Source organism: Escherichia marmotae (assembly GCF_002900365.1).
Classification (GTDB): Bacteria; Pseudomonadota; Gammaproteobacteria; order Enterobacterales; family Enterobacteriaceae; genus Escherichia; species Escherichia marmotae.
The window spans coordinates 3,153,147-3,168,157 of sequence record NZ_CP025979.1; the positions used below are offsets into that span (position 1 = coordinate 3,153,147).

Here is a 15,011-nt window from a genome sequence, read left to right on the forward strand (position 1 = left end):
GAGTCACAATGGAACAGGTTGTCATTGTCGATGCAATTCGCACCCCGATGGGCCGTTCGAAGGGCGGTGCTTTTCGTCACGTGCGCGCGGAAGACCTCTCCGCTCATTTAATGCGTAGTCTACTGGCGCGTAATCCGGCGCTGGAAGCAGCGGCTCTCGACGATATTTACTGGGGTTGTGTGCAGCAAACGCTGGAGCAGGGTTTCAACATCGCCCGTAACGCGGCGCTGTTGGCAGAAGTGCCGCATTCCGTCCCGGCGGTTACCGTCAATCGCTTGTGTGGTTCATCCATGCAGGCATTGCACGACGCGGCACGAATGATCATGACTGGCGATGCGCAGGCATGTCTGGTCGGCGGTGTGGAACATATGGGTCATGTACCAATGAGCCACGGTGTCGATTTTCACCCAGGTCTTAGCCGCAATGTTGCCAAAGCGGCGGGCCTGATGGGCTTAACGGCAGAAATGCTGGCGCGTATGCACGGTATCAGCCGTGAAATGCAGGATGCCTTTGCCGCACGGTCACACGCTCGTGCCTGGGCCGCCACGCAGTCGGGCGCATTTAAAAATGAAATCATCCCGACAGGTGGTCACGATGCCGACGGTGTACTGAAGCAGTTTAATTACGACGAAGTGATTCGCCCGGAAACCACCGTGGAAGCCCTCGCCACGCTACGTCCGGCGTTCGATCCGGTCAGCGGTACGGTAACGGCGGGCACGTCTTCTGCGCTTTCCGATGGTGCTGCAGCCATGCTGGTGATGAGTGAAAGCCGCGCCCGTGAATTAGGTCTTAAGCCACGCGCCCGCGTGCGTTCGATGGCGGTTGTCGGTTGTGACCCGTCGATTATGGGTTACGGCCCGGTTCCGGCCTCGAAGCTGGCGCTGAAAAAAGCGGGGCTTTCTGCCAGCGATATCGGCGTGTTTGAAATGAATGAAGCCTTTGCCGCGCAGATCCTGCCGTGTATTAAAGATCTGGGGCTGATGGAGCAGATTGACGAGAAGATCAACCTCAACGGTGGCGCGATCGCACTGGGTCATCCGCTGGGCTGTTCCGGTGCGCGTATCAGCACCACGCTGCTGAATCTGATGGAACGCAAAGATGCCCAGTTTGGTCTGACGACGATGTGTATCGGTCTGGGTCAGGGCATTGCGACGGTGTTTGAGCGGGTTTAAACACTTGCCGGATGCGGCGTGAACGCCTTATCCGGCCTACGGTTCAGGACTCTTTGTAGGCCGGATAAGACGCGACATAGAGTAATGCCACTGAATAAAGCTTTAGTTGCCGTTTTTCCCGCCTGTCAGGGGCGGGTTTTTTTAACCCTTAGATAAACGCAAACGCATCGCCAAACAGGCGATCTTCCCGCGCATTACGCTCATTGCAGAACAGGTCTCGGGCGATTTTCGCCATCTCAAAACGTCCAGCGATATAGATATCATGCTCTGCTAACGTACCGTGATCCTGCAACACCGCCGTTAATACCGTACCGGTACGCCCTCGCCAACCCGCTTCCGGCTGTTCAACCACCGGCACCACTTGTAAACCAGGATGCTTAAGCGAAAGCGCCTCAAGCTCAGAAAGATCGTACAGATGTTGCTGCTCACGCCCGCCCCAGTAAATAGTGATATTACGATTGGGATTACGCGCCAGCGCCGTCAGCAAAATAGAACGGACATAAGAGAAGCCCGTGCCGCCGGCAATAAGAATCATTGGACGCTCTTCATCATCGCGCAGCCAGGCTTCACCGTGGGGGATATCGACTACGATTTGATGATCTTTAAGGATGCGGTCCATGACAGCTTTCGCGTAAAGATTGATTTCAGAAGCACCGATATGCAACTCGATAAATCCTTTTTCATCAGGCGTTGAGGCCATTGAAAATGGGCGTTTATCGCGCTCGTCCATCACTACCATCAAATACTGACCTGCACGGAATGAAAAGGCCGCATCTGGCACGATTCGAACACGGTATACGGTATCCGTGATAGCTTCTACCGAGGTCACTTTACAGCTTAAGGTTGTCATGCGCTTTCTCTGTCGGATCAATAAATAGGGCAAAACAAACGCGCATCAGGCGCTTTTACCGTTGTTAAAGATGGCCAGTTCATCCCAGATTGCGTCAATATGCGCGACAACATCCGGATCTTTTTTGATAGGACGCCCCCACTCACGCTGGGTTTCCCCTGGCCATTTATTCGTGGCATCCAGCCCCATTTTTGAACCCAGCCCGGAAACAGGCGAGGCAAAGTCCAGATAATCAATAGGCGTATTTTCAACCAGCACCGTATCCCGCGCCGGGTCCATGCGGGTAGTAATCGCCCAAATCACATCGTTCCAGTCGCGTGCGTTGACATCATCATCGCAGACGATCACAAATTTAGTGTACATAAACTGACGTAAGAACGACCAGACGCCCATCATGACGCGCTTTGCGTGTCCAGCGTACTGTTTTTTGATCGTCACTACCGCCAGTCGATAAGAGCAGCCTTCCGGCGGCAGATAAAAATCAACAATTTCCGGGAACTGTTTTTGCAGAATCGGCACGAACACTTCGTTCAACGCCACGCCCAACACCGCAGGTTCATCTGGCGGACGACCGGTATAGGTGGAGTGGTAAATCGCATCTTCACGCTGGGTAATGTGCGTTACGGTAAAGACAGGGAAGCTATCAACTTCATTATAGTAACCCGTGTGGTCACCATATGGGCCTTCTGCAGCCATCTCACCCGGGTCGATATACCCTTCCAGCACGATTTCTGCACTGGCAGGTACTTCGAGGTCATTAGAAATGCACTTCACCACTTCGGTTTTGGTGCCACGTAACAATCCGGCAAAGGCGTATTCCGACAACGTATCCGGCACTGGCGTCACCGCGCCGAGAATCGTCGCAGGATCAGCCCCCAGAGCAACAGAGATCGGAAAACGTTCACCCGGATGCGCCGCGCACCACTCCTGATAATCCAGCGCACCGCCGCGGTGCGACAGCCAGCGCATAATCAGCTTGTTTTTACCAATCAACTGCTGGCGATAAATGCCAAGATTTTGCCGCTCTTTGTGCGGCCCCCGCGTCACCGTCAACCCCCAGGTAATCAACGGAGCAGCATCTTCCGGCCAGCAGGTCATAATGGGAATGCGGTTGAGATCGACATCATCACCAGAAACAATTTTTTGCTGACAGGGCGCACCACGTAACCGTTTCGTCGGCATGTTCAACACCTGCTTAAACTGCGGCAGCTTATCAAACAGATCGCGAAAGCCTTTTGGCGGCTCCGGTTCTTTCAGAAACGCTAATAATTTACCGACTTCTCGCAACGCCGAAACATCCTCTTGCCCCATACCCATAGCGACACGTTTCGGCGTACCAAACAGGTTGCACAGCACCGGCATTGAATAACCTTTAGGATTTTCAAACAACAGCGCAGGTCCACCGGCACGCAATGTGCGGTCGGCTATTTCAGTCATTTCCAGATGCGGATCCACCGGGAGCGTGATACGTTTTAGCTCACCCTGCTGTTCAAGCAAGGTCAGGAAGTCGCGTAAATCGTTATATTTCATGGCGTCCATTGTAGCCTCTTAATCTGCGCACATTATACGGCGTTCATCTTTACGATGCTGTAAATTTGTTAAATTAGCGTGAACTCAGGCGGTATAACGCAAACCCGGGAATATAATTAACTTAACGCATCGCTTTTGCTATTCTTGCGCCCCGATTAAACGGATAAGAGTCATTATGCAATCCTGGTATTTACTGTACTGCAAGCGCGGGCAACTCCAACGTGCCCAGGAACACCTCGAAAGACAGGCGGTTAATTGCCTGGCGCCGATGATCACCCTGGAAAAAATCGTACGAGGCAAACGTACTGCAGTCAGTGAGCCATTGTTCCCCAACTACCTGTTTGTGGAATTTGATCCAGAAGTGATTCATACCACCACCATCAACGCCACTCGGGGTGTCAGCCACTTTGTCCGTTTTGGCGCATCGCCAGCGATAGTCCCATCGGCGGTGATTCATCAGTTATCGGTGTATAAACCGAAAGACATTGTCGATCCGGCAACGCCATATCCAGGTGATAAGGTGATTATTACCGAAGGTGCTTTCGAAGGTTTTCAGGCCATTTTCACCGAACCCGACGGTGAGGCACGCTCTATGCTCTTGCTTAATCTTATCAATAAAGAGATTAAGCACAGTGTGAAGAACACCGAGTTCCGCAAACTCTAGAACGCAATCCCAAATAACTTTTTGACATTGGCATCCGTGGTGGCAGCCAGCCATGCGGCATCTTCCCCACGCCAGTGCGCAATACGTTGCAAAATATGGGGCAAACAGGCTGGCTCGTTGCGCCGGGAGGATGGCTTCGGCGTGAGATCGCGCGGGAGCAAATACGGTGCATCAGTTTCAATCAGTAGTTTATCTGCCGGAATCAACGGCAACAGTTCTCGCAGTTCCAGTCCGCGTCGTTCATCGCAAACCCAACCAGTAATGCCAATATAAATGCCTCGCGCCACACATGCCTGCATCTCTTCGCGTGTGCCAGTAAAACAGTGCAACACCGCGCCAGGTAGTTTATCCAGCCACGGCTCCAGCAATGTAATAAACCGCTCATGGGCATCGCGACAGTGCATAAACACCGGCATGTTTAATTCTGCGGCAATACGCAACTGGGCAACAAAGGCACGTTCCTGTTCTTCTGGCGTAGAAAAGTTGCGGTTAAAGTCGAGGCCACACTCACCCATCGCCACCACTTCTGGCTGCGAGGCCAGCTCCACAAGCACTTCTTCTGTTGCATCTTGCCACTGGCTGCTGTCGTGAGGATGCACGCCTGCCGTTGACCAACAGTGCAGATACTGACGCGCCAGTTTTTGCGCCTGTTGGCTTTCGTGCAGGTTAGTGCCGGTGATGAGTAGCCCATCAACACCCGCGGCAAAAGCGCGTGCCACAACATCATCGCGGTCTTTCGCAAATTGCGAACTGGTCAAATTAACGCCGATATCAAACATCCTGCTCTCCATATGACAACCGCCCTGACGGGCGGTTGAATTTATTCTTCAGTTTTTTCGCTTTCTGCTTCAGCGTCGTTTTCTTCTTCCCGGTTTCGACCTTTACCAACGTAAAAGCGTGAGAAGAAGACACCGATTTCAAACAGGCAGTACATCGGGATCGCCAGCAGCGTTTGCGAGAAGACATCCGGCGGCGTCAGTAGCATCCCGACAACAAATGCGCCAACCAGCACATACGGGCGTTTTTTGCGTAAGTCTTCTGGAGAGGTAATCCCCATCCAGCACAGCAGCACAATTGCCACCGGTACTTCGAAGGAGACGCCAAACGCCATAAACAACGCCATAACGAAGCTTAAGTAGCTGGCGATGTCGGTGGACACCTGTACCCCTTCTGGCGCGGTATTGGCAAGGAAGCCAAATGCCAGCGGGAAGACCACAAAATAGGCAAACGCCATACCGATATAAAACAGCAAAGAGCTGGAAACCAGCAACGGCACCACCAGACGACGTTCGTGCTTATACAGCGCGGGAGCGATAAACGCCCACACCTGATAGAGAATCACCGGCGCTGACAGAATCAGCGACACCATAAAGGTCAACTTGATCGGCGTAAAGAACGGCGAGGCCACGTCGGTGGCGATCATCGTTGAACCTTGCGGCAACTGCTTGATCAACGGCGCGGATACCAGGTGATAGATATCATTGGCGAAATAGACCAGGCACAGAAATATCACGATCACCGCGATAATGCAGTTCAGCAGACGCTTACGCAGCTCAATCAGATGCGTGATAAGCGGTTGAGTATCTTCTACAGACATGTTTACGGTTTATCACTCGATGAAGGGGAAGATGCAGCGGTTTTCGGTTCAGCATCCGCAGCAGGTTTTACCACCGGCTCCGGCGTGGCTTCTGGCTTCTGTTCCGGCGAGCTGGCCTGAGTTTCCGCAGCGGCAGGCGTGACGCCTTCATGCGCAGCCTCATTGTCTTTCACCACCGGGTTATGGATGGTGTGCGCTTCATCACTCACCTTTTCAGGATCGTTTGCGACGTAGGAACGTTTCATCGACTCCGCGGCCTGGCGCAGTTCATCCATCGACGCTTTCAGTTCGGGCGTCAGGTTAGTGAGACTCGCCTTTTCAACCTTTTTCAGGCTGTCCTGAAACTCCTGGAGTTTTAACTCCTGGGTCAGTTCGTTCTGCACCGTTGTCGCCAGTGAACGCAACGCACGAATCCAGCCCGCTACCGTTTTTACCGCCACAGGCAATCGTTGCGGCCCCAGAACGACGAGGCCGATGATGAATACCAATAGCAGTTCGCTAAAACCGATATCAAACACGGATTACACCTGCTCTTTATCGTGGCGCTTCGCGTCTTCTGTTTTAGCCTGTTCCTGGTTCGTATCCGCCTGCTTATCGACGATAGTTTTCGCAGTAAAATCAGCATCCTGACTGGTTTTATCCTGCTTTGGTTCATCATCGCTCATTGCTTTTTTAAAGCCTTTGATCGACGCACCAAGATCGGAACCGATGGAGCCGAGCTTTTTGGTGCCAAAAAGCAGTACAACGATGACGGCAATAATCAATAACTGCCAAATACTGATACCACCCATACATGTTCCTCTGTGGTAGATGATGATTAAACAAGGCCGCATTATACGTTACACGGCCCGCCTTGAGCGATGAAAAAATCAGCGTGTTTTGCGCCAACCGACAAACCAGGCGCTCAGCCCCCCCGCCATTAACCAGGCGGGCATCAACCCAAATTCAGGTCGACTGACCAACAAGAATGTGCCACTTAATACTAATGTCGCACCAATTCCGAGAAAATAACGGGATTGTCCCTGACGCACATGATTCGACTGTAACTCGCGCGCAATCTTATCAACACTGTGCTGTAAATACTTGCCCTGGCGCAAACTGTCATAAACCAATTCAGGCAGTTCTGGCATTTTTTCGATCCAGAACGGCGCTTTTTCCTTAAAGGCTCTCACCAGCGCAGGAATACCAACCTGATCTTTAATCCACGATTCAAGGAAGGGTTTTGCAGTTTTCCATAAATCGAGCTGTGGATAAAGTTGCCGTCCAACGCCTTCGATATAGAGCAACGTTTTCTGAAGTAACACCAGTTGCGGCTGCACTTCCATGTTGAATCGACGCGCCGTATTAAACAGATTTAACAGCACATGTCCAAACGAAATTTCCGCCAGCGGTTTTTCAAAGATAGGCTCGCACACGGTACGAATGGCAAATTCAAAATCTTCCACGTTGGTATCTGGCGGCACCCAGCCTGAATCAACGTGCAACTCCGCCACTTTGCGATAGTCACGGTTAAAGAAGGCGATAAAGTTTTCCGCCAGATAGCGTTTATCTTCTTTGTTTAGCGAGCCAACAATCCCGCAATCAATACCGATATACTTCGGGTTTTCCGGGTGTTCGAAGCTTACGAAGATGTTGCCTGGGTGCATGTCGGCATGGAAAAAACTGTCACGGAAGACCTGAGTAAAAAACACCTGCACGCCGCGTTCCGCCAGCAATTTCATGTTGGTGCCGTTTTTCTCCAGCGCCGCGACATCAGAAACCGGAATGCCGTAGATGCGCTCCATCACCATCATCCCTTCGCTGCAATAGTCAGGGTAAACTTCCGGAATGTAGAGCATCGGGCTGTTTTCAAAATTGCGCCGCAACTGGATTGCGTTAGCGGATTCCCGCAACAAATTCAGTTCGTCGATCAACGTTTTCTCGTACTCGCGAACCACTTCAGTTGGGCGCAGACGACGTCCATCCGGCAGTAAGCGCGGCACCCAGCGGGCGAGACGATAAATAAGTTTCAGGTCCGCTTTAATAACCGGCAAAATATCCGGGCGGATAACTTTAATCACCACCTCTTTGCCATTCGATTTCAGCCGCGCAGTATGTACCTGCGCAACGGAAGCCGATGCCAGGGGCGTAATGTCAAAATCATCAAACCACGCTTCCACCGGCAAGCCGCCCATCGCCGCTTCAATTTGTGCTTTCGCCAGTTTGCCATCAAACGGTGCGACTTTGTCCTGCAATAACGCCAGTTGGTCGGCAATATTCGGCGGGAAAAGATCGCGGCGGGTCGATAACATCTGCCCAAACTTGATCCATACAGGACCCAGTTCTTGCAGCGCCAGTCGTAGCCGCTCGCCTAATGGTTTATCTTTATGCCGATTCGGCATCCAGAACAATGAGTATCGCCATAACCGCAGCGGCAAAGTGATACGCATTTTAGGAATCAGTTCATCAAGTCCGTAGCTTAAAAAAGTGCGAATGATGAAATACAGGCGCCGTACTTCACCTGGCGTCATTAAACTGCCTCCAGTTTTTCCAGCCGTTTGGTTAGCGCATCAACGGCACGTTCAACGGCGGCTGTCTCTTCCGCAAACCAGGCCACTTCAAGCGGACCTGGCGCCATACGCCACTCTTCGGTAATTGCTTCAGCCACATAACGTTGCTGGCGTTTAATACCGTGATGCAGGAACTTCGCGCCACCACGCAGGGCTTTGCTGATGCCTTCGGCAGCGATATCACCAGTATAAGGAGCCAGCAGCTCCGCTGGGTCAAACTCCGCGAGATCTGCCAGCGCAACGAAGTTCTGTACTACCTGAATATCGCCCTGCACTTCCAGCTCGCCGCTGCGGATTAACGCGGCAAGCTGCTGGCGATCGCGGAGTTTCGGTAACACGCTGGCATAAGCAATGACGGTGCAATCAGCATCACCCGCCCATTCTCCCAGAACATCGACCTGACGTTCGCTAAATACCAAAATCAGCGAGGTCGAAAAGCCTTTTACCTCTATGCGCAATACTTTGCCCAACAGACGCGAGCGGGCAGTTTTCAGCGCGGGTGAGCGATACAGGAAGGTGTTGAGCAGACTTTCTATTCCTGCCGTCACTAAAGGTTTAAAAGGCATAGTCGTACTCCTGTCAGAACTTATAACCACGGTGCAGCGCCACAACGCCAGCCGTCAGGTTGTAATAATCGACACTTTCGAATCCGGCATCTTGCATCATGGCTTTCAGGGTATCCTGATCGGGATGCATACGGATGGATTCTGCCAGATAACGGTAGCTGTCGGCGTCATTCGCCACCAGCGAGCCAATACGCGGCAACACATGGAAGGAGTAAGCGTCATAAGCTTTGCTTAGCGGCTCGATAATCGGCTTCGAGAACTCAAGCACCAGCAGACGACCGCCGGGTTTCAGCACGCGATACATCGAACGCAGCGCTTTATCTTTGTCAGTGACGTTACGCAGACCAAACGAAATGGTGATGCAATCAAAGGTGTTATCCGGGAACGGTAGAGCCTCGGCATTTGCCTGAACATACTCAACGTTGCCAATCACGCCGATATTACGCAGCTTCTCGCGCCCCATTTTGAGCATGGATTCATTGATATCAGCGAGGACCACTTTGCCAGTTTCACCGACCAGGCGGGAGAATTTCGCCGTCAGATCGCCAGTGCCGCCAGCCAGATCCAGCACGGTCTGCCCACGGCGTACGCCGCTACAATCGATCGTGAATCGCTTCCACAAACGATGAATACCAAAGGACATCAAATCGTTCATGACATCGTATTTCGATGCCACGGAATGGAAAACGTGGGCGACCATGTCCGCTTTTTGTTCCTTCGCGACGGTCTGAAAACCAAAGTGCGTCGTTTCTTGTGACTTATCCACCATCTCAATGCCTGCTCATCAAAAAATTGTTCCAGAAGTGTAACAGATTGGGCGTCGTTGCCCTAGATTTCTACCCGGCTTAGCTACCCCTAATGGGCTAACGCGATTGCTGATTATATTCATCATCACGTTGATAAGCTTCACCATTCGGCTGCTCCGGAACCGACCGCAATCGGTACTCTTCGTCCTGGCTTACCGCCTGATCGGCCAAATCCGGATTAATCTCGCGTTTAATTTCTACCCCTAAACCACGAAACGCTTCTGCCTGCGCCAGCACATTTCCGCGACCTGAAGAAAGTTTTTTCATCGCCTGGCGATAGTTATCCTGCGCTTTATCCAGACTTTGACCAATCGCAGACATATCATCAACAAACAGGCGCATTTTGTCGTACAGCTTGCTGGCACGATCAGCGATTTGCTGGGCGTTACGGCTTTGATGCTCATAACGCCACAGGTTGGCGATAGTACGCAACGCCACCAGCAGCGTGGTGGGGCTAACCAGCATAATATTGTTTTTCAACGCTTCGGTGATTAGCTCCGGCTGCCTGTCCAGCGCCAGTAAGAATGCCGGTTCGACGGGGATAAACATCAGCACGTAATCCAGGGTTCTTAACCCCGGAAGCTGCTGATAATCTTTACGCCCCAACAAGCGGATATGGTTACGCACCGACGCGATATGTTCCTGCAATGCGCTTTCGCGGGTGTAGTCGTCTTCCGCATTGAAGTAGCGTTCATAAGCGACCAGCGTCATTTTGGCGTCGATAACCACATCTTTCCCCTGTGGTAAGCGCACGATGACATCTGGTTGCATCCGCGAGCGGGCATCATTCTCGATGCTGACCTGGGTTTCATATTCATACCCCTCACGCAACCCGGAAGCCTCCAGTACTCGCGTTAATACCACTTCGCCCCAGTTACCCTGGGTTTTATTGTCGCCTTTTAGCGCCCGTGTCAGGTTGATTGCTTCCTGGGCCATTTGGGCGTTGAGTTGTTGGAGATTGCGAATTTCGTGGGTCAGGGTATGGCGTTCTTGTGCTTCTTTACCAAAACTGTCCTGAACCTGACGGCGAAAACCATCCAGTTGTTCACGCAGCGGCGACAAAAGGCTGTTCAGACTCTGGCGATTTTGTTCATCAACCCGGCGATTGCTGTGTTCAAAAATACGGTTAGCGAGGTTTTCAAACTGCTCGCTTAAACGCTGTTCGCTGTTGATCATCTGGCGAATTTTATCGTCAGCATGTTGCTGTGCGGCCTCCATCCGCGTGGTCACTTCACGCAGATCGGCCTCCAGCGAGGTGTTAATACTTTGCAGGCTGCGCACTTCGTTATTGAGTAGTTCACACTCTTCACGCCAGTGCTCACTTTGGGTAATTTGTTGTTTTGCCGCACTTAACTCCGCAACCATCTCTTCACGTTCGGCTAGTTGCTCGGCTTTTTGCTGTGCATGTTGATAACTGGCAAACAGCCAGCCGATGGCCACACTGACCAGTGCAATAATGGCATAAACAATGATTGAGAAATCCACAAAGCCTCCTGACGCAACAACTTACCCGCACAAAATAGAATTGTGCTGTACAAACGTCCAGTTGGAAAGGCATTTCCTGCGAGGCGCTACGCAAAAATACAAAAGGCCGAACGTATCGGCCTTCAGACAGGAGAAGAGAATTACAGCAGACGACGCGCCGCTTCCACCACGATTTTCACCACATGGCTTTCGGTTTGTTTCATCGTCTCAGCATTCGGGATCTCTTGCTGGGTGCGGTTAACAATAACGCCAGCTACCATACCGGCACGCAGGCCCTGGCTTGCACACATGGTCAGCAGAGTTGCAGATTCCATCTCATAGTTCATTACGCCCATCGCCTGCCACTCTTCCATAGAGCCTTTAAAGTGACGGACTACACGGCCAGAATAAGTGTCGTAACGTTCCTGGCCCGGGTAGAAAGTGTCAGAAGAGGCAGTCACACCCACGTGAGTGGTTGCACCAATAGACTTCGCTGCTTCAACCAGCGCGGTAGTACATTCGAAATCAGCCACTGCCGGGAATTCCAGCGGTGCGAAATGCAGGCTCGCGCCATCCAGACGAACAGACGCCGTAGTAACCAGTACATCACCAACATTAATATGCGGCTGAATAGCGCCAGTCGTACCGATACGCAGGAAAGTGCGAATGCCAAGCTGTGCCAGTTCTTCAACGGCAATAGAAGTCGACGGACCACCGATACCGGTAGAACAAACGATAACAGGTTTACCATCCAGCTCTGCACGCCAGGTGGTGAATTCGCGGTGAGATGCCAGTTTAACCGGCTTATCCATTAGCGCGGCGATCTTTTCCACACGATCCGGGTCGCCAGGAACGATGGCTAGCGTAGCCCCTTGTAAATCGTTTTTAGTGAGGCCGAGATGAAAAACATCAGACTTGGACATATACAACTCCTCTGTGAATCGGTTTAGTCAGAAGAAGCAAAAAGATACTTTACCGAAGGGATTAACATTTTTTCGTGATAATCATCACTATGATGCAAATGTGTTGCATACATTTACTCATCAAAGGTGACTTAAATCACATAATTTACTCTTAAGTCAGTAAGGCTGCTTAAAAGATGAGCCATTTGAGGCAATGTGAATTGTTGCACGCTGACTATAGTTAACATTGCGCAAAATTTTCATAAGGGTACGGAGAATCCCATGACAACAACACAACAATCCGGATTTGCACCTGCTGCATCACCCCTCGCCTCAACAATTGTTCATACCCCGGACGATACGATTGTGGCAGGGTTCACCTCTATCCCTTCACAAGGGGATAACATGCCTGCTTATCATGCTCGTCCAAAGCAGAGCGATGGCCCACTACCTGTGGTCATTGTAGTGCAGGAAATTTTTGGTGTGCATGAACATATCCGCGACATTTGTCGCCGTCTGGCGCTGGAGGGGTATCTGGCTATCGCACCAGAGCTTTACTTCCGCGAAGGCGATCCGAATGATTTCACCGACATCCCGACGCTATTAAGTGGTCTGGTAGCAAAAGTACCTGACTCACAGGTGCTTGCCGATCTCGATCACGTCGCCAGTTGGGCGTCACGCAATGGCGGTGATGTGCATCGCTTAATGATCACTGGATTTTGCTGGGGTGGGCGAATCGCCTGGCTGTATGCCGCGCATAACCCGCAACTGAAAGCGGCAGTAGCGTGGTATGGCAAACTGACGGGCGACAAAACATTAAATTCACCGAAACAGCCTGTTGATATCGCGACTGACCTTAATGCCCCGGTTCTCGGGTTGTACGGCGGTCAGGATAACAGCATTCCGCAGGAGAGCGTTGAAACCATGCGCCAGGCGCTGCGGGCAGCGAACGCGAAAGCGGAGATTATCGTTTACCCGGATGCCGGACATGCATTCAACGCCGATTATCGCCCGAGCTATCATGCCGAGTCTGCGCAAGACGGCTGGCAGCGAATGCTGGAATGGTTTACGCAGTATGGTGTTAAAAAGTAACGCCATTGCCGCTAAATCTGATGATTAAGCTCACACAACTTCAACGATTTTTTTAATCTCAAAAACATACAGCATCAAAAAATTTGTTGCTGTATGCCACTATTTGACCCCCTTCACATTCGTCATCACACCACCTGCTGAATGCAAAAATTTCGTTGCTGTGCGGCAAACTTTTTTCCTGTTTTATACCGCTTTTCTCCTGAATACTCGCTCTCAGAACAACCGGATCGTTTAAACATCAGACAGGAGATTTACCATGACGCAATCCATTTTTCAGGCCCAACCCTTTGAATTACCTTTTGATCCGTGTACGACTGCACTGGTCATGATCGACATGCAGCGTGACTTTGTCGAGGCAGGAGGCTTCGGTGAGGCATTGGGTAATGATGTTTCACTGGTTCGCACGGCTATCGCGCCATGTACAGAGGTGCTGGCAGCCGCACGTCAGAAAGGAATTATGGTTATTCATACCCGTGAAGGCCATCGCGCTGACTTAAGCGACTGCCCACCAGCCAAACTGACACGCGGTGGTAAAACCTTTATTGGTGAACCAGGACCGATGGGACGCATTCTGGTCAGAGGTGAAGCAGGTCATGACATCATTCCTGAACTGTACCCGGTAGCAGGCGAACCGGTGATTGATAAACCTGGCAAAGGCGCTTTTTATCAAACCGACTTACATCTGATTTTGCAAAACCACGGTATCAAGACGCTGATTGTTTGTGGTGTGACTACCGAAGTTTGCGTAACCACCACCGTGCGCGAAGCAAATGACCGTGGCTATGAATGCATCATCCCGGAAGATTGTGTTGGCTCCTATTTCCCGGAATTCCAGAAATACGCCCTGGAAATGATCAAAGCACAAGGTGCCATTTTCGGTTGGGTAACTGATTCCAAAGCCATTATTGCAGGTCTGGAAGGCTAACACCGATGGTACAGGTTACGCTTTGCGCATCGTCGTTGGGGTATCTTTTTCCGCGGAATGAAACGCAAAATTTACGTCTGCATAGTGCTTTTAAGCATGCGGTAAAACTGTCTTCAGAAGCGGGAACATTCATCACCCTGCTGTGTGCGCAAACGTATCTGAATCTCCCTGATGCCGCCAGAGTCATCCTGCCTGAGCGTTGGGACTGGCGAAGAGAGATCGCCCGTTCAGATCCTGTTCAGTTAACCCCTGGCTTGCTACAAACACCTCGCTTTTACGTGGTGCTTCATAACACAACACTCTGGCAGCCGCCATTTGTGGGGGGAATGTTGACACTTGAGGCGTTCCCTTTGGTTTTACAGCACTACCCAACAATGGCATCGCAACGGCTTTTATTTTGTCTGGAGCATAACGTTCAAAGCACATTGCACCTGCCGGATAGCCTCATGCACGATGGATTAGAGATTATGGAACATCCAGATGCGCTGGAACGCCAGGTGCCACAACTGATCGGCTTTGGCAAAGGCTTAACGCCCGATGGTGATGACTATTTGCTGGGCTATCTGGCGGCGCTCTGGTTATGGCAACTACCTGCACCACTTGCCGATCATCAATACCGGTTGCAGCAGGCAATTAACCAACATGCACACAACACCACGGATATTAGTCGTCATTATCTGGAGCGTGCACTTCAGGGACATTTTTCAGAACCGATTTGCCAGTTACTCGCACAACTGGTTGGGGGCGCATCGGCAATGACCATCACATCTTATGCTGAACGGGTCATGCAATTTGGCGCAACGTCAGGAGTGGACTGCCTTGCAGGAATGCTGCATGGCTTTCGAACCCTGAACACCATGAATTGATTTTAACCTTTTCTCCCGTAGCCCGTTT

Annotated in this window: 16 protein-coding genes; 5 read left to right on the top strand and 11 right to left on the bottom strand. The window is 51.4% G+C overall.

Annotated elements, in window-relative coordinates:
* Positions 1-8 precede the first annotated feature (8 nt).
* Positions 9-1,172: an acetyl-CoA C-acyltransferase FadA gene (gene fadA / locus C1192_RS16290; protein ID WP_038355387.1), complete on the top strand. Its 1,164-nt coding sequence runs from the start codon at positions 9-11 to the stop codon at positions 1,170-1,172.
* Positions 1,173-1,320: 148 nt separating this feature from the next.
* Here the strand turns inward: fadA and fre are convergent, their stop codons facing one another.
* Positions 1,321-2,022 (bottom strand): NAD(P)H-flavin reductase, encoded by a 702-nt coding sequence (fre, locus tag C1192_RS16295; RefSeq protein ID WP_038355386.1) that lies wholly within the window; start codon positions 2,020-2,022, stop codon positions 1,321-1,323.
* A 45-nt stretch (positions 2,023-2,067) separates the two neighbouring features.
* Positions 2,068-3,561: a 4-hydroxy-3-polyprenylbenzoate decarboxylase gene (ubiD, locus tag C1192_RS16300; protein ID WP_000339824.1), complete on the bottom strand. Its 1,494-nt coding sequence runs from the start codon at positions 3,559-3,561 to the stop codon at positions 2,068-2,070.
* Between the two features lie 166 nt (positions 3,562-3,727).
* On the opposite strand from ubiD, the gene rfaH reads away from it, so the two are divergent.
* The gene (gene rfaH / locus C1192_RS16305; protein WP_001192396.1) at positions 3,728-4,216 is read left to right on the top strand and encodes a transcription/translation regulatory transformer protein RfaH; all 489 of its coding nucleotides are present in this window, start codon (positions 3,728-3,730) and stop codon (positions 4,214-4,216) included.
* Here the strand turns inward: rfaH and tatD are convergent.
* The 9 genes from tatD to udp form a co-directional block, all read right to left on the bottom strand.
* Positions 4,213-4,995, bottom strand: a complete 783-nt coding sequence (gene tatD / locus C1192_RS16310) for a 3'-5' ssDNA/RNA exonuclease TatD (protein ID WP_010377432.1) — start codon at positions 4,993-4,995, stop codon at positions 4,213-4,215. The two genes, rfaH and tatD, sit on opposite strands and share 4 nt — an antisense overlap.
* A 41-nt stretch (positions 4,996-5,036) precedes the next feature.
* Complete coding sequence (gene tatC / locus C1192_RS16315; RefSeq protein ID WP_000109943.1) at positions 5,037-5,813, bottom strand: Sec-independent protein translocase subunit TatC; 777 nt, start codon at positions 5,811-5,813, stop codon at positions 5,037-5,039.
* 2 nt (positions 5,814-5,815) lie between these two features.
* Positions 5,816-6,331 (bottom strand): Sec-independent protein translocase protein TatB, encoded by a 516-nt coding sequence (gene tatB / locus C1192_RS16320; RefSeq protein ID WP_000459603.1) that lies wholly within the window; start codon positions 6,329-6,331, stop codon positions 5,816-5,818.
* Positions 6,332-6,334: 3 nt separating this feature from the next.
* Positions 6,335-6,604 (bottom strand): Sec-independent protein translocase subunit TatA, encoded by a 270-nt coding sequence (gene tatA, locus C1192_RS16325; RefSeq protein ID WP_001517367.1) that lies wholly within the window; start codon positions 6,602-6,604, stop codon positions 6,335-6,337.
* A gap of 78 nt (positions 6,605-6,682) precedes the next feature.
* Complete coding sequence (ubiB, locus tag C1192_RS16330) at positions 6,683-8,323, bottom strand: ubiquinone biosynthesis regulatory protein kinase UbiB (protein WP_000187550.1); 1,641 nt, start codon at positions 8,321-8,323, stop codon at positions 6,683-6,685.
* Positions 8,323-8,928, bottom strand: a complete 606-nt coding sequence (gene ubiJ, locus C1192_RS16335) for a ubiquinone biosynthesis protein UbiJ (RefSeq protein WP_001116105.1) — start codon at positions 8,926-8,928, stop codon at positions 8,323-8,325. Before ubiJ ends, ubiB begins: the two co-directional genes overlap by 1 nt.
* A gap of 13 nt (positions 8,929-8,941) precedes the next feature.
* Entirely contained in the window at positions 8,942-9,697 is a 756-nt protein-coding gene (ubiE, locus tag C1192_RS16340; protein ID WP_000227958.1) for a bifunctional demethylmenaquinone methyltransferase/2-methoxy-6-polyprenyl-1,4-benzoquinol methylase UbiE, read from the bottom strand.
* A 94-nt stretch (positions 9,698-9,791) separates the two neighbouring features.
* Positions 9,792-11,219: a DNA recombination protein RmuC gene (gene rmuC / locus C1192_RS16345; protein ID WP_000347690.1), complete on the bottom strand. Its 1,428-nt coding sequence runs from the start codon at positions 11,217-11,219 to the stop codon at positions 9,792-9,794.
* Positions 11,220-11,359: 140 nt separating this feature from the next.
* A complete protein-coding gene (udp, locus tag C1192_RS16350; RefSeq protein ID WP_038355385.1) occupies positions 11,360-12,121 on the bottom strand; it encodes a uridine phosphorylase in 762 nt (253 codons plus the stop codon).
* Between the two features lie 261 nt (positions 12,122-12,382).
* Between udp and C1192_RS16355 the strand changes: the two genes are divergently transcribed.
* The 3 genes from C1192_RS16355 (at position 12,383) to C1192_RS16365 (ending at position 14,983) form a co-directional block, all read left to right on the top strand.
* Positions 12,383-13,192, top strand: coding sequence for a dienelactone hydrolase family protein (locus C1192_RS16355; RefSeq protein ID WP_038355384.1), 810 nt, complete (start codon positions 12,383-12,385; stop codon positions 13,190-13,192).
* 256 nt (positions 13,193-13,448) lie between these two features.
* Positions 13,449-14,117, top strand: a complete 669-nt coding sequence (locus tag C1192_RS16360) for a cysteine hydrolase family protein (protein ID WP_001517370.1) — start codon at positions 13,449-13,451, stop codon at positions 14,115-14,117.
* Between the two features lie 5 nt (positions 14,118-14,122).
* Positions 14,123-14,983, top strand: coding sequence for an oxamate carbamoyltransferase subunit AllH family protein (locus tag C1192_RS16365; protein ID WP_038355383.1), 861 nt, complete (start codon positions 14,123-14,125; stop codon positions 14,981-14,983).
* Positions 14,984-15,011: the final 28 nt, after the last annotated feature.